20 protein-coding genes, 2 tRNA genes and 1 rRNA gene are annotated in these 22006 nt (G+C 32.7%); 5 read left to right on the plus strand and 18 right to left on the minus strand.

What is annotated here, in order from left to right; all coding sequences use genetic code 11:
- Positions 1-830: 830 nt before the first annotated feature.
- Positions 831-1382: a hypothetical protein gene (locus GKC53_01325; protein QRN40806.1), complete on the plus strand. Its 552-nt coding sequence runs from the start codon at positions 831-833 to the stop codon at positions 1380-1382.
- A gap of 21 nt (positions 1383-1403) precedes the next feature.
- On the opposite strand, the gene queC is transcribed toward GKC53_01325, so the two are convergent.
- From queC to thiL, 5 genes are read right to left on the minus strand one after another with little or no spacing between them, the layout of a single operon-like run.
- Complete coding sequence (queC, locus tag GKC53_01330) at positions 1404-2078, minus strand: 7-cyano-7-deazaguanine synthase QueC (GenBank protein QRN40807.1); 675 nt, start codon at positions 2076-2078, stop codon at positions 1404-1406.
- The gene (locus GKC53_01335) at positions 2079-3299 is read right to left on the minus strand and encodes a hypothetical protein (protein ID QRN40808.1); all 1221 of its coding nucleotides are present in this window, start codon (positions 3297-3299) and stop codon (positions 2079-2081) included. It abuts the gene before it with no gap.
- A 20-nt stretch (positions 3300-3319) separates the two neighbouring features.
- Positions 3320-4021, minus strand: a complete 702-nt coding sequence (locus tag GKC53_01340) for a response regulator (protein QRN40809.1) — start codon at positions 4019-4021, stop codon at positions 3320-3322.
- Positions 4022-4044: 23 nt separating this feature from the next.
- Complete coding sequence (locus tag GKC53_01345) at positions 4045-4596, minus strand: phosphatidylglycerophosphatase A (protein QRN40810.1); 552 nt, start codon at positions 4594-4596, stop codon at positions 4045-4047.
- Positions 4541-5494, minus strand: coding sequence for a thiamine-phosphate kinase (gene thiL / locus GKC53_01350; protein QRN40811.1), 954 nt, complete (start codon positions 5492-5494; stop codon positions 4541-4543). The genes GKC53_01345 and thiL overlap by 56 nt, the downstream gene beginning before the upstream one ends.
- 153 nt (positions 5495-5647) lie before the next feature.
- On the opposite strand from thiL, the gene GKC53_01355 reads away from it, so the two are divergent.
- Complete coding sequence (locus GKC53_01355) at positions 5648-7249, plus strand: peptide chain release factor 3 (protein ID QRN40812.1); 1602 nt, start codon at positions 5648-5650, stop codon at positions 7247-7249.
- Positions 7250-7298: 49 nt separating this feature from the next.
- On the opposite strand, the gene GKC53_01360 is transcribed toward GKC53_01355, so the two are convergent.
- From GKC53_01360 to GKC53_01390, 7 genes are read right to left on the minus strand one after another with little or no spacing between them, the layout of a single operon-like run.
- On the minus strand, positions 7299-7856 hold the full coding sequence (locus tag GKC53_01360) for a DUF2062 domain-containing protein (protein QRN41810.1): 558 nt from the start codon (positions 7854-7856) through the stop codon (positions 7299-7301).
- 2 nt (positions 7857-7858) lie between these two features.
- On the minus strand, positions 7859-8653 hold the full coding sequence (locus tag GKC53_01365) for an RNA methyltransferase (GenBank protein QRN40813.1): 795 nt from the start codon (positions 8651-8653) through the stop codon (positions 7859-7861).
- An 8-nt stretch (positions 8654-8661) separates the two neighbouring features.
- Entirely contained in the window at positions 8662-9228 is a 567-nt protein-coding gene (locus GKC53_01370; GenBank protein QRN40814.1) for a dCTP deaminase, read from the minus strand.
- Between the two features lie 3 nt (positions 9229-9231).
- Complete coding sequence (rdgC, locus tag GKC53_01375; GenBank protein ID QRN40815.1) at positions 9232-10149, minus strand: recombination-associated protein RdgC; 918 nt, start codon at positions 10147-10149, stop codon at positions 9232-9234.
- Between the two features lie 9 nt (positions 10150-10158).
- Positions 10159-11088 (minus strand): hypothetical protein, encoded by a 930-nt coding sequence (locus tag GKC53_01380; protein ID QRN40816.1) that lies wholly within the window; start codon positions 11086-11088, stop codon positions 10159-10161.
- Positions 11089-11098: 10 nt separating this feature from the next.
- A complete protein-coding gene (locus GKC53_01385) occupies positions 11099-11953 on the minus strand; it encodes a metal ABC transporter permease (protein ID QRN40817.1) in 855 nt (284 codons plus the stop codon).
- Between the two features lie 5 nt (positions 11954-11958).
- Entirely contained in the window at positions 11959-12636 is a 678-nt protein-coding gene (locus GKC53_01390) for an ATP-binding cassette domain-containing protein (GenBank protein QRN40818.1), read from the minus strand.
- A gap of 230 nt (positions 12637-12866) precedes the next feature.
- Here GKC53_01390 and GKC53_01395 point away from each other — a divergent pair, with 230 nt between their 5' ends.
- On the plus strand, positions 12867-13346 hold the full coding sequence (locus GKC53_01395) for a hypothetical protein (protein ID QRN40819.1): 480 nt from the start codon (positions 12867-12869) through the stop codon (positions 13344-13346).
- Positions 13347-13353: 7 nt separating this feature from the next.
- Here the strand turns inward: GKC53_01395 and ubiB are convergent, their stop codons facing one another.
- From ubiB to GKC53_01420, 5 genes are all read right to left on the minus strand, one after another.
- On the minus strand, positions 13354-14883 hold the full coding sequence (gene ubiB / locus GKC53_01400; protein QRN40820.1) for a ubiquinone biosynthesis regulatory protein kinase UbiB: 1530 nt from the start codon (positions 14881-14883) through the stop codon (positions 13354-13356).
- 343 nt (positions 14884-15226) lie between these two features.
- Positions 15227-15302: transfer RNA gene (locus GKC53_01405), tRNA-Ala, on the minus strand.
- A 26-nt stretch (positions 15303-15328) separates the two neighbouring features.
- Positions 15329-15405: transfer RNA gene (locus tag GKC53_01410), tRNA-Ile, on the minus strand.
- A gap of 62 nt (positions 15406-15467) precedes the next feature.
- A 16S ribosomal RNA gene (locus GKC53_01415) occupies positions 15468-17014 on the minus strand.
- 615 nt (positions 17015-17629) lie between these two features.
- Entirely contained in the window at positions 17630-18589 is a 960-nt protein-coding gene (locus tag GKC53_01420; protein QRN40821.1) for a hypothetical protein, read from the minus strand.
- A 284-nt stretch (positions 18590-18873) separates the two neighbouring features.
- Here GKC53_01420 and GKC53_01425 point away from each other — a divergent pair, with 284 nt between their 5' ends.
- Positions 18874-20118, plus strand: a complete 1245-nt coding sequence (locus GKC53_01425) for an MFS transporter (protein QRN40822.1) — start codon at positions 18874-18876, stop codon at positions 20116-20118.
- 419 nt (positions 20119-20537) lie between these two features.
- Positions 20538-20720 (plus strand): hypothetical protein, encoded by a 183-nt coding sequence (locus GKC53_01430; GenBank protein ID QRN40823.1) that lies wholly within the window; start codon positions 20538-20540, stop codon positions 20718-20720.
- Positions 20721-20947: 227 nt separating this feature from the next.
- Here GKC53_01430 and ruvB read toward each other — a convergent pair whose 3' ends face one another.
- Positions 20948-21985 (minus strand): Holliday junction branch migration DNA helicase RuvB, encoded by a 1038-nt coding sequence (ruvB, locus tag GKC53_01435; protein QRN40824.1) that lies wholly within the window; start codon positions 21983-21985, stop codon positions 20948-20950.
- Between the last annotated feature and the right edge of the window lie 21 nt (positions 21986-22006).

The following is a 22006-nucleotide window of genomic DNA, read 5'->3' on the forward strand; positions in this document are numbered from 1 at the left end:
ATTTTACCTACTTAAACTAACTTAACTTAATACCCAATAGAAAGAGAAAATTCTCACAATTTCCTGTAACCATCACTATGAATAGCAGTAATATAAGACTCTTGGCTAAAAAAGATGGAGGATATTCCAATCAAAAACAAATATTCGAGATACTTTCTATTTAGTTTAATTAAAGTCATCATTAAGATAAAAAATTCTGTAATCTTTTATGTAAATTTATATTTTATCTGTCTAATAAAATCTCGCAGATACCACACCATAAAAAGATAAAAATATTTTTGAAGTATAGGTTTACAAAATTCTAAATAAAAATACAACAGTGAATGTTTTATTACTTAAAACTATTAGATACATTGCTAAGATAAGATGGTAAACTACTCTGTCTAAGCAAAAACCATAAGATTAAAGTTTATTCGAGCCATAGATCATCTTCACGTATTGCGTAATACCTATAACATGAGCTAGAATCCAAGATTCTGGTACATTGTTAACGATGATTGTTGTAGAATTAGGGATAAAAAATTAAAGTAACTAAAAGAAAAAATTTAAAATGCTCATCATATGAGGAAAAACGCTAAAAACAGAGGATCAGAAAATGAAAATACAATGTAGGGAGAAAGAATTGATAACTAGCTCAAAATAGTGCAAACAAAGAAGGCAATACATTACAAAAAAACCCTTCTTGCTGATTGTATCCAGTGTGAATTATATTAATTTTAGCTATAAATATGCCCCCCTCCCTTTATAAAGAGTAATAACGCATACAGTAATTATGCATTAATAACAAAGAAATAAATAATTCATATGATTAATTCGAAAAAGGAGATTTAATGAAAAAATTTTTTATCCATATTCTGTTATTGGTTATGAGCTCTTTGGTTATTGCTGATCCAGTTAAAGTATCTGATGTAACAATCGCTCAGTCTATCAGAAATATTTTGGGTCCTGATATTAAAATCAACTATATTAAATTTAAAATAGACCAAAACATTGACTTAAAAGAAAAAACAGGTCATATCAATTTATATCTTTATCCTGAAACAGCTACTGTAAAGCCTTTCCTGTTTGAAGGTATCATCAAAGGAAAAGAAAATTTGGATGTTGCTAATCATAAATTAATCGTATTTAAAAGTAACAAAGTCGATTTTACCGATGATAATAAAATCTCTAAAATTAGTGGTTTGTTAACAGTAAGAAATCGAACAGTTCCTCTTCATTTTAAGATAACCTCATTTATTTGCCAAGGAGAATCAGGTGACAGAACTTGTGACATTAGTTCAAATGCTGCACTTGACAGAACTCAATTAGGGATCACTTACGGTACAAAAATTGGTTTATCTAAACAAGCCCCTATTACCGTAAAATTAAAACTAAAAGAATAAATAGGTACAAACTTAAAACAATTATTCAGTGGTTTTTTTTGTTCTATTTTGAAAATACTTTTCTAGACCTTGATTTCGTAAAATACAGCTGGGACAGTTTCCACACCCCCCTGGAATGCCCAAATAACATGTATGCGAATATCGATTAATAAATTCTAAATATCCTAACCTATCAGCTAAAGCCCATATTTGATCTTTAGTTAAATTAATTAAGGGGGTATGGATAATGAAAGATTCATCCATCGCTAGATTAATTGTTTGATTCATGGAAGCAATAAATTCAGCACGACAATCAGGATAACCACTATAATCAGCTTCACTTACCCCGATAATAATATTCCTAATAAATTGTTGCTGTGCATATATAGCAGCATATAATAAAAATAATGCATTTCGCCCAGAAACAAACGTATTTGGATATTGACTACCTGTGTCTTGTTTAATAGTCTGTTCTTCGTCTATTAAAGCATTATTAGTAACTTGTTTAATTGCATTTAGTGCAACCATTTTTTGTGGTACACTTAACAGATTGCATATTTTTCTAGCACAAGCTATTTCGATATCATGTCTTTGCCCATACACAAAAGTTATCGCCTGTACATTGCTCAAACCATAATCATGTATAGCCTTAATGAGACAAGTAGTCGAATCTTGGCCTCCTGAAAATATTATCAATGCTTTATCCAGTGCTAGCATTTAATTCTCATCATCCCCCGTATAAGCAGGTAAATAAAATTTGAAACAACTTCCCTTGTTCTTATCACTTTCGATAATTAGTTCTGAATCATGCATTTTAAGTGCATTTTTAACAATTGCAAGACCTAGACCAGAACCAACATTATTATTGGACTTCCTATTACGAGCAGAGCTGACGACATAAAATCTTTCTGTTAGCCTACTGATATGCTCTTTTGAAATACCAGTTCCATTATCCTTAATTGAAAACATTGCATAATTCTGCCCCTCTTTTTGTATTTTTTCCCAATGGATTTCTATTAAAGTATTTTTGGGATTATGTTCAATCGCATTATAAACGAGATTGGATACTACTTCCCTCAATGATTGATCATGTCCTTCAACAAACAATTCATCATCTAAATATAAACTAATTTTTTGTTTATTCGAATTTCTAACTTGAGTTTCATCATAAATAGAATAAATAATATCAGGCATATCAACCAGTTTCTTACTTTCAAAAAAAGGATTACCTTCTATTTTTGCCAAAGTCAATAACTGATTAACCATATTTAATAATCTATCTACTTGTGCTTGCATATTTTTATAAGGTTTCAAATCAGATTTTTCATATTTTTGTTGTTTTCTTTGACTCTGTAAAATCTCAATATACCCCTTTAGTACAGTCAGAGGGATACGCAGTTCATGACTAATATTACCAAAAAAGATTTTTCTCGAATTTTCTAAATAAATTTGATCAGAAATATCTCTCATATAAATAAGGTAATAACCACTGGATAAGTTTACAACAGAATATTCCACATACTGATCTGTTTGTACTTCTAAGGTCTTTACCCTATCATTATCGATATTATCAAATAAAAATTGATTAGAGTCTTTCTGACTGAATAGTTCTAAGATATTATTTTGGTTCTTCAATTCCAGTGAGTTAAAATAATCATCTATTTTATTATTTTTCCACAAAATGAGACCGTCTATATCACAAATACACAGACCAACAGGCAGCTCCTTAATTCCTCCCATAATTTTTTTATACATACCAATCTGAGTATTATCTGTTCTAACTTTCTTAAAATAAAGAATACATTGATTTAAAACTACTAAAAATAACACAATTGTCAGACTAATAAAAAAATTATTAAATAGATAATAAAAAACCGAAGCAACAGGAATAGCAACTACCCATACCCAAAAATATTGAAATTTCTTGAAAGTAATCATTTTATAAAGTTATATTAAATTTAAATAATATTTGAAAATCTATAACCTTCCCCCCTAACTGTTTGCAAAAGCTTATCATGTCCTGTTGGTTCTAATATTTTTTTTAAGCGACCAACTGAAACATCAACAGTTCTCTCTTCGACATAAGTATCTATTCCCCATACATTATCTAACAACTGAGGACGAGTAAATACTCTATCAGGATGACTGATCAAAAACTTGAGTAGTTTGAACTCAATTCTACGTATCTGAACATCTTTATTATTAATAAAAATCCTATGAGCAATAGTATCCACTTTAATCCCCTCATATTCAATAATATCTTTATTTGTCTTATGAGCACCACTATTTTTCATTCTTCTTAGATGAGCCTCAATTCTCGCTAATAACTCCTTAAGTGAAAAGGGTTTAGTCAAATAATCATCAACACCTTTATTCAATCCTTCAATTTTGTCATTAACCTCTACTTTAGCACTAAGCATAATAACAGGTGTATCTTTACGATTTTCATCTTCCTTTATTTTTCCTAATAACTGAATGCCACTTCCTTTAGGAATCATCCAATCTAACAGAATTAGATCAATACTCTTCTTAGAAGTAATAATTTCTAAAGCTTCCATATAATCATAAGCTTGCAATACTTTGTAATTTTTAGACTTTAAATAAACTGAAACCATATCCTGAATATTTTTTTCATCTTCGACCACTAAAATATTTTTCATATAAAATATAATATCCCTACTAATTAATTAAAAAGTTGAAAAACAACAAAAACTAAAATCACATAAAAAACAGCTAAAATATCATCTAACATCACCCCTAAACCCCCAGATATGGATTTATCAATCGATCTAATGGGCCAAGGTTTCCATATATCAAAAATTCTAAAAAAAATGAACGCTAACAACCAATTCTGCCATGATACAGGTACTATTGAAAGTATTAACATCATCGCTACGATTTCATCAATAACAATTCCTGAATAATCAGCACAACCCAATTTTCTTTGTACTACATCGCAGACAAAAATACCAATCAAAAATAATACTAACGATAGAGTTAACAAATAACTTTGAGGTAACCCCATACCTGCAATAAAAAAAGCAGGAATAAACGCCACAAGCGTGCCTACAGTTCCTGGCATTATTTTTGATAACCCTGTACCAAATCCAAAAGCCAACATACAAGCAACTGATTCAGTTAACCAACGGAAACTAGGTTCAAAGTCAATATATTCTTGTTTATTTTTCAAAATGATCAAATCCTTTTTTTGTGTAATTGATTTCTCTACTCTCATGAGTAAGCATATACCCTGCACCTTCAATAATTTCTCCAATTTTATGTAAAGGTACTAGATTTTTATTCGCTAATTCCTCTAATTTTTCTCTGTTATTCTTAGGTGCTGTAAAAACAATCTCGTAATCATCACCACCATTTAATATCCAGTCATTATAATACTTATATTTCTGTAATGAACAAAGAGAAGGAACTGTTGCAATATCAATTTTTGCACCCACCGCTGATGCAGTTAAAATATGATTTAAGTCTTGTAATAATCCATCTGAAATATCCTGGGCAGCATGTATCAAATTCCTAGCTTGAAACATAAAATCTACTCTAATGGCAGGATGAATTCTGGCTTGTTCACAAATTTTAAACTCATCCTCCTGTAAATTCACATTATTCCAATGATGGTAGAGTGCTGCTACGGCCAAACCTATTTGGCCTGTTACCCATATATCGTCTCCAACTTTAGCAGTATTCCTCTGTGATCCTAATTGATCAGATTCACCAATAATAGTAATATTTAGTGTCAGTACCTCACCTCGAGTTGTGTCCCCACCTATTAATTTTACATGATAAGTATCTAGTACACTGTTAAAAGATTCGAAAAAAGTATTCAGCCACTGTTCATCTAACTTAGGAAACGCAACAGACAGTAACACCCATTTAGGCCAAGAGGTCATTGCTGCCATATCAGAAAAATTCACAGCCAACGATTTATAGGCAATTTTATCTGCTGCTTCATCAGAAAAAAAATGCCTATCAGCAATCAACATATCGGTGCTGATATGCCAAAACTGATTACTGTTGACTTTTAATATTGCTGCATCATCACCTATACCTACAAGCAAAGAATCGTCAGTCTTACTCCTCGGTTTTAAATAACGATCAATAAATTCAAATTCATTCATAATATTTTTAATTACAGTTATAATGCTTATTATATATGATCCCTAAACGAATTGCTGGTTTTAACGTAGTATATCAAGTTAATACAAGAATAGGCTGATGACATTTTCTCTGATTATTTATATAATCACCGTTTTAATCAATTAATACACACCATGAGTCAATCTATTCAAGATGCAGTGAACTCTACAAGAACCTTTGCCATTATTTCCCACCCTGATGCTGGAAAAACTACTCTGACAGAAAAGTTGCTTTTATTTTCAGGTGCTATACAAACTTCTGGTACTGTAAAAGGTAAAAAATCGAACAAATTTGCTACTTCTGATTGGATGGATATTGAAAAACAAAGGGGTATTTCGGTAGTTTCGAGTGTCATGCAGTTTAAACATGATAAACATACTATCAATTTGTTAGACACACCAGGCCATCAGGATTTTTCAGAAGATACTTATCGTGTATTGACAGCTGTTGATAGTGCCCTAATGGTGATAGATGCGGCAAAAGGAGTAGAAGAACAAACAATCAAACTACTTAATGTTTGTCGTCTAAGGGACACCCCCATTATTACCTTTATGAACAAATATGATAGAGAAGTAAAAAATTCGTTAGAACTCTTGGATGAGGTTGAAGATATATTAAAAATTCGTTGTGCTCCTATTACCTGGCCCATTGGCTCCGGGAAAAATTTTAAAGGTGTTTATCAATTGCTCAATGATGAAATATATTTATTTGAGCCTGGACATAATAAAATTACTTTAAACTTTGAAATTATTCAAGGTATTAATAATCCCAAATTAGATGAGTTATTTCCTCTAGAGATAGAAAACTTGCGTTCGGAAATAGAATTAGTTCAGGCTGCTTCAAACCCTTTTTCATTAGAAAAATTTTTACAAGGTGCCCTCACCCCTGTTTTCTTTGGCTCAGCTATTAATAATTTTGGCATCAAAGAAATTCTGGATTCATTGGTTAAATGGGCACCATGTCCACAGCCAGAAAAGGCTGTAGAACGAATAGTAGAACCAACAGAAAGTTCATTTTCAGGTTTTGTATTTAAAATTCAGGCTAATATGGATCCTAGACATCGAGATAGAATTGCCTTTTTAAAAATATGTTCTGGAAAGCTCTCTCGAAGCATGAAAATTAAACATCTACGTACTAATAAGGAGATATCTGCCTCTTCTGTGGTTTCTTTTATGTCTGATGATAGAGAATTAATTGAAGAAGCTTATGCTGGTAATATTGTTGGGCTACCTAATCATGGTAACATTCAAATAGGAGATAGTTTTAGTGAAGGTGAAAAACTAACTTTTACTGGCATCCCTTATTTTGCGCCAGAAATCTTTAGAAAAGTCAAGATAAAAAATCCATTAAAGACTAAACAACTTTATAAAGGGCTACAACAATTGGGTGAAGAAGGTGCTGTACAAGTATTCAAACCTTTAGATGGTGGTGATATCATATTGGGGGCGGTTGGTATTCTTCAATTTGAAGTAGTGGAATCACGACTGAAGGAAGAATATGGTGTAGAAGCAATGTTTGAGAATATTAATATCTGGTCTGCTAGATGGGTAAGTTGTAAAAACAAAAAACAATTACAGGAATTTGAGCGTAACGTTAGTACCAATCTTAGTATCGATGCAGGTGATAATTTAACCTATCTAGCGCCCAATAAAGTTAATTTACAATTAACAAAAGAAAGATGGCCCGATATTAACTTCCATGAGACCAGGGAACACTCTATTAAATTTGATGAATAATCTAATTTCACTATTCTGTTGTCTGTTGTTCTAGACTCATGTCTCTTTTTCAATATTTTTGACGTTGTTGCACAATTGACTTACGTTTAGAAATAATACAAAACTTCCATAAATATAAAATGGAATAATAGCTAATAAGAGCTAATGAAATACCTAAAATTGGTACCCCCACTACAAAATAAGATAGATTATTCGAGAACCAATCCATCAACTCATGAAAACTCCAATCAGAGATTACCTGTATGGATAAGAGATGATTAATTGATTGACCTCCATCTATCACCCAAACGCCTATTTTATAGGCAAGATAATACAAAGGCAAATAGGTCAATGGGTTAGTATAAAGTGTAGTAAAAAAGGCGACTGAAATATTGGCACGTAATAAATAAGCTAATAAAAAAGCTGATAACATTTGGGTTGGGCCTGGCATCAGACCACAAAACATCCCCACTGCAACAGCCATAGCCACATTCTTACGATGAAAACTCCAATAGTAAGATTTATTAAAATAAGGTTCGAAAGGTCTTAACCATTTAGAATTAAAAAGTTCTTCCTGTCTAGGAATTTTGGATTTTACTTTACTAATATAATAACTAAATGACTTCATCATCAATATAATCTTTGCCTTAATTGTTCGAATATACACACACTAGTTGCTATAGCAACATTTAAGGATTGGACATTTCCAATCATTGGAATATAGACTTGTTGTATTTTAGAGTTACTAATGGTATTAAAATCTTCAAGAATTCCACTACCTTCATTTCCAAATACCCATGCATTTATTCCTGTTAAGTTCAATGTATACAGATTTTTTGCCCCATCACTTAATTGAGTCACCAAAACATTATGTGGATACTGCTTAACAAAGTTTAATAAATTTGTATTAGGATATAAATTAACACTAAAATGAGCTCCCATTGTTGCTCTTAATACTTTAGGCATGTAAACATCCGCACAACCTTGACTAAGCAACACATGTTTAATACCACATGCCAGTGCAGTACGAATAATAGTTCCTATATTACCTGGATTCTGTATTCTATCCAATAGAATGCAGTCCTCTACTATACTACTTATATCCGGATAAGTCGGCATTTCGACAATGGTAATTATTTCTCTAGATGAAGTTAAATCAGAAATTTTATTCGCTAACTTATCACTAATACAAAAAATTCGTTGTTTTGGAACATTGGATAAAATAGGTTTAATCTCAGGATGGTCTATTCTTGACTCCGTAACAAATAATGCTTTAATTCTTTCCAAAGGTACATTTTGTAATAAATGGTTTCCCTCAACCACATATTCTTTTTGTTTTTTTCTGAAATCACCTGAGTGAAATAAATTAACTAAATATTTAATATATTGATTCTGTCGAGAAGTAATGATGTTAGAACGATACATAAATGTCACTACACTTTGGGTAATGTAACACCTTGTTGCCCCATATATTTACCACTTCGATCCTTGTAAGATATCTCACAATATTCATCACTTTCAAAGAATAAAACTTGAGCAACCCCCTCCCCTGCATATATTTTAGCTGGTAGAGGTGTCGTATTAGAGAATTCTAAAGTCACATGCCCTTCCCATTCAGGCTCAAAAGGCGTTACATTTACGATAATCCCACAACGAGCATAAGTTGATTTACCCAAACAAATAGTTAAAACATTTCTTGGGATTCTGAGATATTCAATGGTTCTAGCCAATGCAAAAGAATTAGGAGGAATAATACAAGAGTCACCTTCAAATTCAACAAAATTTAATGGATCAAAATTTTTAGGATCTACTATCGTATTATGGATATTAGTGAATATTTTAAATTCTCGAGCACACCTTACATCATAACCATAGCTAGACGTTCCAAAAGAAATAACCTTTTTACCATGAACTTGTTTCACTTGTCTTGGCTCGAATGGATCGATCATACCGTATTCTTGGCTCATTTTTTTTATCCACTTATCGGCTTTAATACTCATTGTTTAATCCTCAATTAATCCACCAGCATGTTCAATTAATTCTTCATATATCTGGGAAAAGTAACTAGACATCATCATCTGATTAGCACTTACCAACATTATCTCACTATGACTATCATCACTATCGTAATCTGATTCATCTGAAACTTGCATATCAATAAAGCGAATATTTTTCAGAGTAAAATCATGACATAACAGAAACCTAATCTTATCATTCCATACTAGTGCTAACTGACTAACAAATCGATCATTTTCTACAATATCTTGAATCTCATGTGCTAATAAATCACATTTATAAAATTTAATCGCACTAGATGTATCAGACACGCTTTTCAATTCACAAAAATTATCTAATGTAAAGTTCCTTTCAGCATACCCACGCCTTAACCATGTAGTCATTAAGGTAGTAACGGACATTTTAGTATTGAGTAGTGTGACCTGTAAGCCCCCTAATGCTTCTCTTAATTCAGAAATAAACCGCTCACGTTTGCTTTCATTGGCCTGATCTATTAATAAAAATCCATTTGTACCATTATAAAGAGCTTCAATAAAAGATTGCTTTATAAAAGCCTTAGGTAATAGATCATCAATAATAGACTGTTTCATTTCTCTTTTTTCTCGACTAGATATTTTCCTATATTCTACTTTTTCAACTGACTCTATTCTCACTGCTAGTTCATCATTAACAATGTAACTTGGAAGTAATTTTTCTTCCTTTTTTAATCTCATTTTCCAACTATTCTCTATAGGGAAAATCATTTGCTCTGTAAAAGAATAGGCTGGTACAAATCCTTGCACATCTTTTGATAAACCCATCATCAAGGGAATATTATGCTGAGTTAGTTTTTCTTCAACCACGTTAATGCTCGGAAACGATTCAGGATTAATTAATACTACACTTAGTTGCTTAAACCACTTCATATATAATTATTACTTTCTTTTCAAATGTAAGGTAATCTTATCAATATTATGTCTCATCAACTCTAGATAATTTGGTACTTCTTCATTTTTATCACTTAGAAAGTCTGAATATAAATCTCCAACTATTCCCGTACCAGTTCGTTTAGATACTAACTGAGCAATTCTTACATCTGAATTTTTTTCCGAGAATATATACTTGACATTTTTCTTATTAATAGAATTGATTGTTTCAGATACTTTCTTAGCTGAAATTTCACCATGTTCATGCTCATGTTCTGATTCTAAACTGAGATAATCTAAATGGTAATAATTTGCTAGATATTTAAACCCTGCATGAACAGTTATCAATACGCTATTCTCAATATCTACTTGCTTAAATTTAGAATCAGACCACTGTTGTAACTCATCTAATTTCTTTAAATATTCATTTGCTCTTCTACTAAAATATTTCCAGTTAGAGGGATTCTTTTTAATCAGCTGACTTTGAATTAATCGTATGCTTTTTTTAGCCAGCCTAATATCATGCCAAGTGTGTGGATCAAATAATTTGACTTCTTTATCACTAATTTCGTGCACATCCTCATCACTGAAATGATATTGAATCAGTGGGATCAAATCTTGTGAGGTAAATATATTAGATACAATAATGAGTTTTTCAGAATAAGCTTTCACAGCATTCAAAATGCTGCCAGATTCAAAATGAAGTCCATGAATAAATATAATATCTGCTTCTTTTAAAGCAATCTGATCTTGAGCAGTTGTTTCATAGTGATGTGAATCATGATTTAAATCTACTAAATTAACAACTTCTATTTTATTGCCCCCAATTTCCTTTAGCCAGTTCCCCAAAATACTAAAACTTGAAATAACCTTAAGTTTATCTGCGTAAGACAATTGGAAAGAAAATACTAATAATATGAAAATAAAAAATTTCTTCATGACACACTCACTAATGTTTCTGATATTGCTGAAATAATATTCCAGAATTAGGGCCAATAAAAAGAGAAAACATATAAAAAATACCACAACATAAAATAATCATGGCACCAGATGCTACATCAACATAAAAAGATAAAAGCAGACCAATTATACCATTGATAAAAGCAAAACAGAATGCACCAATCAATATACTTTCCATTCTAGAAAACCAGAGCTTTGCAGTAATTGCAGGAATCATCATCAATCCCACCGATAATAATGTTCCTAAGGTTTGGAATCCTCCAACTAGGTTTAGTACAATTAAAAATTGAAAAATAATTAAGAAAATTGAACCTTTTGCTTTTACTATCTTTAAAAAAATTGGTTCAATACTTTCAACATAAAGTGCTCTATAAATAATTGCCAATAAAACTAAAGTTGTTGTCGTAATACTAGCAATCCACAGTAATCCATTATGATTAACTTGAAATAAGGAACCAAATAAAAAATCCATGAGGTCAGTGCTGGTTCCATACTTACTTATCAAAATTACACCTAAAGCCAAACAGGTTAGATAAAACCCTGCAAAATTAGCATCTTCTTGTAATCCAGTCTTTTTAGTTGCAATAGTTGACACGAAAATCATCAACAAACCAGTTAGCAATCCCATCAAACTCATAACTACCGGATTTAAAAAAGCAATTAAAAAACCAAGTGCTACTCCTGGCAAAATAGCATGGCTAAGTGCGTCTCCTACCAAACTCATTCGACGCATAATCAAAAACACACCAATTGGTGTTGTGCCTATGCTTTGATATAAAATAGCTAATAAAGCTATTCTCATAAAATCATATTCTACAAAAGGGGAAATCAAGTAGTCATACATGGCTTTTAACCTTTATCAAATAATTTGAAATCAACCAGACTAGTAGGTCCCTGATACCTAACATTAACATCTAAAATAACTGTGTTAGGAAAATATTCCTGTATAATTTCCTGATCATGTACAACAACTATAAGACCTTTTTGATTCGCTTTTGCTTGTGATAAAAAGTCTAATAGCTGAATAGTGGTATCGTAGTCCACAGCGTTAAATGGCTCGTCCAATAAAAAATAGTCCGCCTTCTGTACCAAAAGTCTCGCAAATAGAACCCTTTGCAATTGACCTCTTGATAATTCTGAAACCTGTTTGTCAGCTAAATCTATAAGACCAACTTGTGATAAAGCTGTACAAACCCTCTCTTTTTGTTCTACATTTAAACCTTTATAAAAAGAAATTTCGTACCATAACCCTAATGCAACCAACTCAAATACACTCAGCGGCTCTGCAACATTAACCGTGCTGTTTTGAGCTAGATAAGTAATTTGAGACTGATCTAAATTAACTAGATCAACTTGACCACTATCTGGATTGATAAGACCGATGATGGTTTTTAATAATGTACTTTTCCCCGCACCATTAGGCCCATAAACAGCCCATTGTTCGTTATTCTCAAAAACAAGATTAACATGCTCTAGACTAATTTTATTTTTATATTTAACCGTGACGTCATTAACTATGATGGCCATATCATCCCCAAAAGTATAAGCTCAACCAAATCAAAACCAATACTGGAAAGATAATAATTAACCTATTTATAACGCCATTTAACAGCAATGATTTCATTTTTTTTATAAATTTAGATAAAGAAAGGATCGTCATGATAACAAAAATTCTTTTAATCTTAAATGACCCTATACAAATTTTCATTCTATAATGTCACTATCAATTTTTAAAACAATTTCATGAGGGATAAATTATGCAACTGTTATTATGGAGACATGCTGAAGCCAATGATCATAAAAATGATCTTAAACGTCATTTAACCCCAAAAGGATTCCAGCAAGCAGAAAAAATGAGCAAATGGATTAAAAAACACTTTTCCGATGAACATACTGTTTGGGTGTCTGAAGCCTTTCGTACTCAAGAAACTGCTAGTTTTTTAAAGCACAAGCCGCTTATAAAGCCACATCTAAACCCTTCATCCCCAGTCAATATCATTCTAAATGATATTTTAGATAATATCTTTTCAGAAAATATAATTATTGTTGGACACCAACCATGGATAGGAAGCTTAACTGCCTACCTTATTTATGTTAATTACAACCGCCACATCAATATACCAATATATTGGCCTTTCAAGAGAGCAAGCATATGGTGGTTGGAAATTAAACAGGATAATCAAAATTCTTTTTACACAAAAGTTAAGGCGAATTTGACGCCAAATCTGTTGGATTAATCATAAATTAAAAAACTTTTAATAATAAAACTAAAACTAAGATACCAGTCAAGATAGATAACCAATTGCGAATGCTTTTTTGAATTTGGATCAGTTGTATATTATTCTTTTTAGATTCGACAAGAGCAGTATCTAAAGCATCATAGAGTTTTCTAGGCAACTCGGGTAACATACGTGACCAATTGGTAGATTCCTTTTTAAGATTCTCCCATAATACATCAATTCCAAATTGTTCCTTCGTCCAATTAATAAGAAAAGGTTTACCTATTTTCCATAAATCCAAATCAGGGTCTAGTTGTCTACCTAATCCTTCTACATTCAGCAGTGTTTTTTGCAATAATACAAGTTGTGGTTGTACTGCAATATTAAAACGGCGACTAACTTCAAAAAGACGCATCAATAAAAGACCAAAGGATATTCTAGCTAATGGTTGATTGAATATTGGTTCACATACATATCGAATTGCTGCCTCTAGTTCATCAACTCTTGTTTCAGGAGGCGCCCATCCGCACTCAATATGGGATTCGGCTACTCGATAATAATCCTGATTAAAAAAAGCTAAAAAATTAATGGTTAAATAACGTTTATCATGCTCAGTTAAAGAACCAACAATACCAAAATCTAAAGCAATATAGCGACCATCTTCTGCAACAAATATATTTCCTGGATGCATATCTGCATGAAAAAATCCATTTTTAAACACTTGTGTAAAAAATATTTGCACTCCAAATTCCGATAATTCCTTTAAGTTAATATTTTTTTGTTTAAGTGTTTTAATATCAGAAATAGGTATACCATCCATCCATTCCAAAGTTAATACATTACGAGTACAATATTCAAAGTAAATTTCAGGAATAACCAATATAGGACTATTCAAAAATTGTCGTCTTAATAAGCTCCCATTAGCTGCTTCATTTAAGAGATTAACCTCATCATGTAAATACTTTTTAAATTCACCTAACACTTCCTGTAATCTTAATCGTCTGGCATCTTCTGATACCATCTCAAGAAAAATACATATTTTAGATAATAAATTCAAATCCTTCTGTATTAAACTCTCAATATTTGGTCGAATAACCTTAACAGCCACTTTCTGACCTTTATTCCCATTTATATCTCTCAAATAAGCTTGATGCACCTGTGCAATAGAGGCACTCGCCACAGGTGTCATGTTGAATTCATAATAAACTTCATCTAAAGAACGTTTAAAGTCTTTTTCTATTTGCTGTTTAGCTATTTCACTATCAAAAGGTGGTACTTTATCCTGAAGTCTAGATAATTCATTAATATATTCTTTAGGAAATATATCTGGCCTCGTGGATAATAACTGTCCAAATTTAACAAATATAGGTCCTAACTCTTCTAATGACATCCTTAATCTTTGAGGTAGAGGTAAGTCCTTATGAACATCTGACTGAGGATACACTTTAAAAAAAAAACGTATCAATAAGGGAATTTCTACAAATTCTGCCAAATCTAATAAAGCATAGCATCGAATAACTGAGAAAATTTTAAAGAATCGAAAAAAAAGTTTCATAAATATCTATCGTTTAAATTTAATACACAGTCTTTATATTGTATTTATCTGAAATAATACTCTTACTCTTGCCTAAATTCTAGAATGCTCAACCCTAAGTACCAGCAAATTTTGTAAGCATATGAAATATAATCAAATACATATCATACAATTAATAAACTGGATCTTTAAAACCTAAAAACTTAATGTAGTATTTGAAATTACTTAAATAAACTCAATATGAAATGAAAAACACTGCATACACTCACATATCGAAAGAATAAAACTAGTAAAAACAAAGAGAAACAACAATCGGACTTAATCTAACAACAATAATTCAAATAGAAATCTAACCACATAATATTGGTGGAGGTAACCGGGATCGAACCGATGACATTCTGCTTGCAAAGCAGACGCTCTACCAACTGAGCTATACCCCCCGAATAAAGATTTGTATTGATAGGATTGGTGGGTCTGGCAGGACTTGAACCTGCGACCCCACGCTTATCAAGCGTGTGCTCTAACCGGCTGAGCTACAAACCCATTAGCTTCTCAATCAACAACCAATTATCGATAAGTGTAAGTGCAATTTCCTCATATTCTCTAGAAAGGAGGTGATCCAGCCGCAGGTTCCCCTACGGCTACCTTGTTACGACTTCACCCCAGTCATGAAACATACCGTGGTAAGCGGACTCCTTGCGGTTATCCTACCCACTTCTGGCATCTCCCACTCCCATGGTGTGACGGGCGGTGTGTACAAGACCCGGGAACGTATTCACCGCGACATGCTGATCCGCGATTACTAGCGATTCCGACTTCATGTAGTCGAGTTGCAGACTACAATCCGGACTACGATAGGCTTTATGGGATTGGCTCCACCTCGCGGCTTAGCTACCCTCTGTACCTACCATTGTATGACGTGTGAAGCCCTGGTCTTAAGGGCCATGAGGACTTGACATCATCCCCACCTTCCTCCGGTTTATCACCGGCAGTCTCATTAGAGTGCTCAACTTAATGTTAGCAACTAATGACAAGGGTTGCGCTCGTTGCCGGACTTAACCGAACATCTCACGACACGAGCTGACGACAGCCATGCAGCACCTGTGTTATGGCTCCCGAAGGCACTCTTCTATCTCTAAAAGATCCCATACATGTCAAGACCAGGTAAGGTTTTTCGCGTTGCATCGAATTAATCCACATCATCCACCGCTTGTGCGGGTCCCCGTCAATTCCTTTGAGTTTTAATCTTGCGACCGTACTCCCCAGGCGGACAATTTCACGCGTTAGCTTCGCTACTAAGTCTTTCAAAACCCAACAGCTAATTGTCATCGTTTAGGGCGTGGACTACCAGGGTATCTAATCCTGTTTGCTCCCCACGCTTTCGAGCATGAACGTCAGTGTTATCCCAGGAGGCTGCCTTCGCCATCGGTATTCCTCCACATCTCTACGCATTTCACTGCTACACGTGGAATTCTACCTCCCTCTGACACACTCTAGTCACCCAGTTCCAAATGCACGTCCCAAGTTAAGCTCGGGGATTTCACATCTGGCTTAAGTAACCGTCTGCGCTCGCTTTACGCCCAGTAATTCCGATTAACGCTCGCACCCTACGTATTACCGCGGCTGCTGGCACGTAGTTAGCCGGTGCTTATTCTTTAGGTACCGTCAGCACTCTTGGCTATTAACCAAAAGCTTTTCTTCCCTAACAAAAGTACTTTACAACCCTAAGGCCTTCTTCATACACGCGGCATGGCTGGATCAGGGTTTCCCCCATTGTCCAAAATTCCCCACTGCTGCCTCCCGTAGGAGTCTGGGCCGTGTCTCAGTCCCAGTGTGGCGGATCATCCTCTCAGACCCGCTACAGATCATCGCCTTGGTAGGCCTTTACCCCACCAACTAGCTAATCTGACATCGGCCGCTCGAATAACACGAGGCCATATATGGTCCCCCGCTTTCCTCCTCAGAGCGTATGCGGTATTAGCTATCCTTTCGGATAGTTATCCCCCATTACTCGGCACGTTCCGATGCGTTACTCACCCGTTCGCCACTCGCCGACAAGAAAGCAAGCTTTCTCTCGCTGCCGTTCGACTTGCATGTGTAAAGCATGCCGCCAGCGTTCAATCTGAGCCAGGATCAAACTCTTATGTTCAATCTCTAACTTATTTCTTATTCTGGTCTAATTCTCAAAGTATTAACAGAATAGTTTCCTATCCTTCTCTTATACTTCTTCAAATCAGTGTGAGGCCAATTGCACTCACACTTATCGATAATCAATTGTCAAAGAACCAACTAATTCGTTTCAATTAGTGAAGACCGTAATTATATTTATCCTTCATTACTATGTCAACCATATTTCTGCCCTTTCTCTATGTTTATTTATTAGATCTCTAACTAACTACTTGATATACCAGAATGATCTACTGTTTTCCCTTCTAAACAAATAGCTAGGTCTTGTTGAACAATCAAACAAAAGAATCAACCTCATCAATTTAAATAACGTCCTGATAAAAATCCTTTTCATTAAATCGATTATTTTTTATCAGGACGTTGATTGTAACTATTTACCAGTGACCTGTGACTAAGTTATCACTTTGCAGGTACAAAATTCCACGTTCGTTATGATGCTTCACAATATAGCTCAGTACCTATATTCCGACACATATTAATGATCTATTCCCCACTTATATTGAAAATCTATCCCTTCATCTCATCTCTTAATACTTTTTTTACTGTTATATAATGACTATTAATAACGCTCTAACTATATTTACTGAGTTAACTGATTTAACAACTTATCTAATTTTTCATCAGCTACTTTACTAGCCTGATCCAGTACTTTCATCGAAGCTTCATCATTAGCAGAAAGTTTATTGTCCTTGAAATGTTTTTTTTGCTTTGATATTTTCTTAGAAACCTCTATTTTTTTCTGTACCATATCAATAAGACTATCTCTATAAGCTTTGACATCTTCATGTTTAATCTCTAGAGAATTTAGTTGTTTGATAATTTCCTCATCTATCTTTAAAATTTCGCTTAAAAGTTTTTTATTATAAGCTTCTTCAGATTGAATCGATTGGTCACTAGCTAATTTTTTAGCAATATTTCCTGCACTTTTATATTCTAAATCTAAAATACTTGCAATTTGATAGTACTCTTTTACTCCCCCAGTAGCAGAATTTGCAAACTTTTCATCAATAATAATTTTTTTACCCAAAATATCAGCACTAACATCCGCCATTTTTTGGTTTAGTTCAATATAATCTTTCATTTGCTCTTGCGTCAACTTTTTAGCACCATTTTCAGATAACTGAGCCAAACGAGTAGATTCCTTTTCTAAAGCTTTTTGTACCTTCAATGCGTCATCTTGTAGTTTAAAATATTCTTTCATATCATTATCATTAATATTCAGACCATTATAATATTTCTTAGTGTCTTCATTTAAACTATTGAATTTAGCTTCTACCTCTTTTTGAGCTTGTTTTGCCTTTTCCTCAGAATCTATTCCTTTTTCAATTTCTTCCAAGTAATTTTGGAGTTCCTTTGTATTGTCTCTCTGCTTAATTTGCATTTTCAAAAAAAGTTGCTCCTGCATCAAAGTCTGTCGCTTTTCGATATTGGCTATTTTTGTGTCACCTGCTACATTAACATTATTAGCATTTTCATTTTTATCACATGCCGTTAGTATAAACAAACCGAAAATCGATAATAAATATAATTTATTTTTCAATCCAAATCTCCTTACTTCAATTACCCTAAAATAAATCCCTTAAAACGAACTTTAGAATTCTATACTATTTTCCTCATGAATACCAATCAATTAATGTCAACTTTTACTTTAAAAAACAATTATTTCTAAATATAATCTATCAATCCTCTATAAATCAGTTGTTAATACTAGTTTTGTATAGCAAATAAATATACAATATCTGAAGCCAACCACTTCTTCGTGGGTAAAATACAGTTCAGGAATCATCCAAAAGAAAATATAGGTTTACGCTTCAAGATTGATCAATGAATAATTTTTATAAAATATGGGTAGGAGATTTTGCATCTGATATCGGTAATAAGATGCTCTTTTTTATTATTCCTATTTTAGGTTTAAATATAATGAAGCTAAGTCCTACAGAAGTTGGTTACGTCTCAACTATATATTTATCTGTTCCATTAATTTTAGGACTCTATTTAGGATCACTTGCTGATAGACATTATTCCAAAGCAATGCTTTATTTGTGTAATATTACTAGAATCATTGTTCTCCTGATAATAGTATTACTATTGGTAAACAATTATCTGAATTGGTATATTTTAGGAGCAGGATTATTTATCCTAAATGCTATTTCCTTATATTATGACAGTCTTATGGTCTCTGTTGTACCACAAATTGTGTCACAAAAAGAATTAGTAAAAGCTAACTCATTTATTGAAGCAGGAAATTCAGTCAATTCATCTCTTGGACCATCTATAGCTGGATTTTTAGTTACATATTTTTCTGTAAAGCTAATTTTTATTATTGATATCATCACTTATATTTGGAGCTCTCTGTTATTAGCAACCACTGATTTTAAACTTAAAAAACAATCTGATAATCTCTCTGAAAATGATGAAATTACCTATTTAAAAGATATTAAGGTTGGTTTTAAATTATTATTTAGTAACCCATCTCAAAAAGTGATACTTTATTCGGTATCGATTTATAATTTTTTTGCTTCTTGGCTGTTAGTAATTTTACCAATATACGCTATAAAAGAAGTTGGATTGTCTAGTTATCAACTGGGAATGATATATTTGTTTCCATTTGTTTTTGGAATTATAGGGGCATATTTTACAAGTTATCTACAGAAAAAAGTTTCACCACGAAATATAATCACCTACAGTTTAGTGCCAGTAGCAGTTATCACCTTGCTACTTCCTTTAAATAAATATTTTAATAACCAATATTTATTTATATTTTTATATATATGCACCCTTTCTATCATGGAATTTTGTATTACAATAAACCTCGTAATTGATCGTTCAATAAGACAAAGTATTTATCCCATAAATCATTTATCCAAAATAGAATCTACTATAAGATTTTTAACTTGGGGTTTTGACCCTTTTGGTGCTCTTATTGCAAGTTTAATTATTAGCTTTTCTTCGGTATTTTTATCACTTTCTATTGGGGTGATTGGATTCATGCTCCCTCCTTTAATATGTATCTTTAGTAAAAGTTTGAAAAAATTATCGTTCGGTGACCCACTTCATCCTGAACAATGAATCTTCTCCTTTATTTATCATTATTAATTATGTGGTTATAAATTCACCCTATATGACTGCTATTAATGGCAAAGTGATTGAGGTATTTTCAATACTACCTCTGTGTAATCTTTAAAATCGTCGCCAATAAAAAATTGGTGTCTTTCATTGTTAATGAATGATTAAAATAAAACCAAATAATGCAAAAGTACTTAAAAGAAAAATAAAAAAGCCCCCCAAAATTATAAAAAATTTAGAAAATAAATACAAAGAATATATAGCATTAATATCGATTATTACTAATAAAAAATTAAAAGAAAGGTAATAATGGGAAATATATATGAAGAATATTTTAATGGAAATTTAGACGGTCAAATGTTCACAACCTACACAGAAATTTTCTATTGTAAGGCGGAAAAATTAATTTATCTAGATTTCTAATGGATTACCCTATTTTTTCTATGCAATTAAATAAGCAAAATACAACATACAAATTTAAAAATTCGCAAGGTATAGAAATTACAGTTTCTGGAAATCCTATATACGGTAGAGCCACTATACAAGACGCCGATATTTTATTGATTTTTTTTCGCAAACATGATGTTTCAAATATCCAAATCTGATCACAACAGAAAGATTATGTGGAAAGTTTACAAAGGTTAGCTGAAAATAAAAATTAAGAGTTGGTGATAGTAAATTTTTGTCCTCAAAATATTCTATGAGGAGGAATATCGAAAAATCCACCCTTTAATTAAACCAATCATTACTTCAGGTCATTATATTTCTTGTCTTCTTTATTCATCAATAATACATAGAATTAAAAAATACTAGCCTGATAAACTAAGTCTAATTATTTATCATCAACCAATTTATCCAACCCAAAATGATCATAGGTGTGTTTTGTTACCATTCTTCCTCGTGGTGTCCTTTGAATAAATCCTTGTTGAATTAAATAAGGTTCTAACACATCTTCAATAGTATCAATTGTTTCACCTATGGCTACAGCTAAGTTAGCCACACCTACTGGTCCTCCCGAAAAGTTATGAATAATAGACATTAAAAATTTCCTATCCATAAAATCTAACCCAAGAGAGTCAATCTCTAGCATTTCTAGTGCTAATTTAGTTACTTCTAAAGTAACTTTACCATCATTTTTAACTTGTGCATAATCCCTAACTCTTCTTAAAATACGGTTAGCGATTCTCGGAGTGCCTCTAGCACGGTAAGCAATCTCCATTGCACTTTTTTCATCCATAAGTAAATTCAATAGGTTACCGGATCGTTTAATAATAGAAGATAAATCTCCAACATCATAAAATTCTAATCTTGCCACAATTCCAAAACGATCTCTCAATGGATTAGTTAACATACCTGCTCGAGTAGTTGCTCCGATTAAAGTAAAGGGTGGAATATCAATTTTGACCGAACGTGCTCCAGGACCATCTCCTATCATGATATCTAATTGATAATCTTCTAGTGCAGGATATAAAATTTCCTCTATTGCTGGACTTAGCCGGTGGATTTCATCAATAAATAATACATCATAAGGCTCTAAGTTGGTTAGAATACCTGCTAAATCTCCTGCCTTTTCCAACACAGGCCCTGAAGTTTGCTTTAAATTGACCCCCAACTCTCTAGCAATAATGAAAGCTAATGTTGTCTTACCTAATCCCGGTGGACCAAAAAGTAGAGTATGATCTAATGCTTCTGTCCTTGCCCTTGCTGCCTTGATGAAAATATTTAATTGTTCTTTAATTTTACCCTGCCCAACATAATCCACTAATAGTTTAGGCCTTAAAGCTCTCTCCAATGCTTCCTCGTTGCAAGACACCTTTTTAGGAGATATTACTCTCTCCAAATTAGACTGTATATTATCTGTCGTAATCATCTACATCATCCATTATCAATC

The organism is Neisseriaceae bacterium (assembly GCA_016864895.1).
Taxonomy (GTDB): domain Bacteria; phylum Pseudomonadota; class Gammaproteobacteria; order Burkholderiales; family Neisseriaceae; genus QFNR01.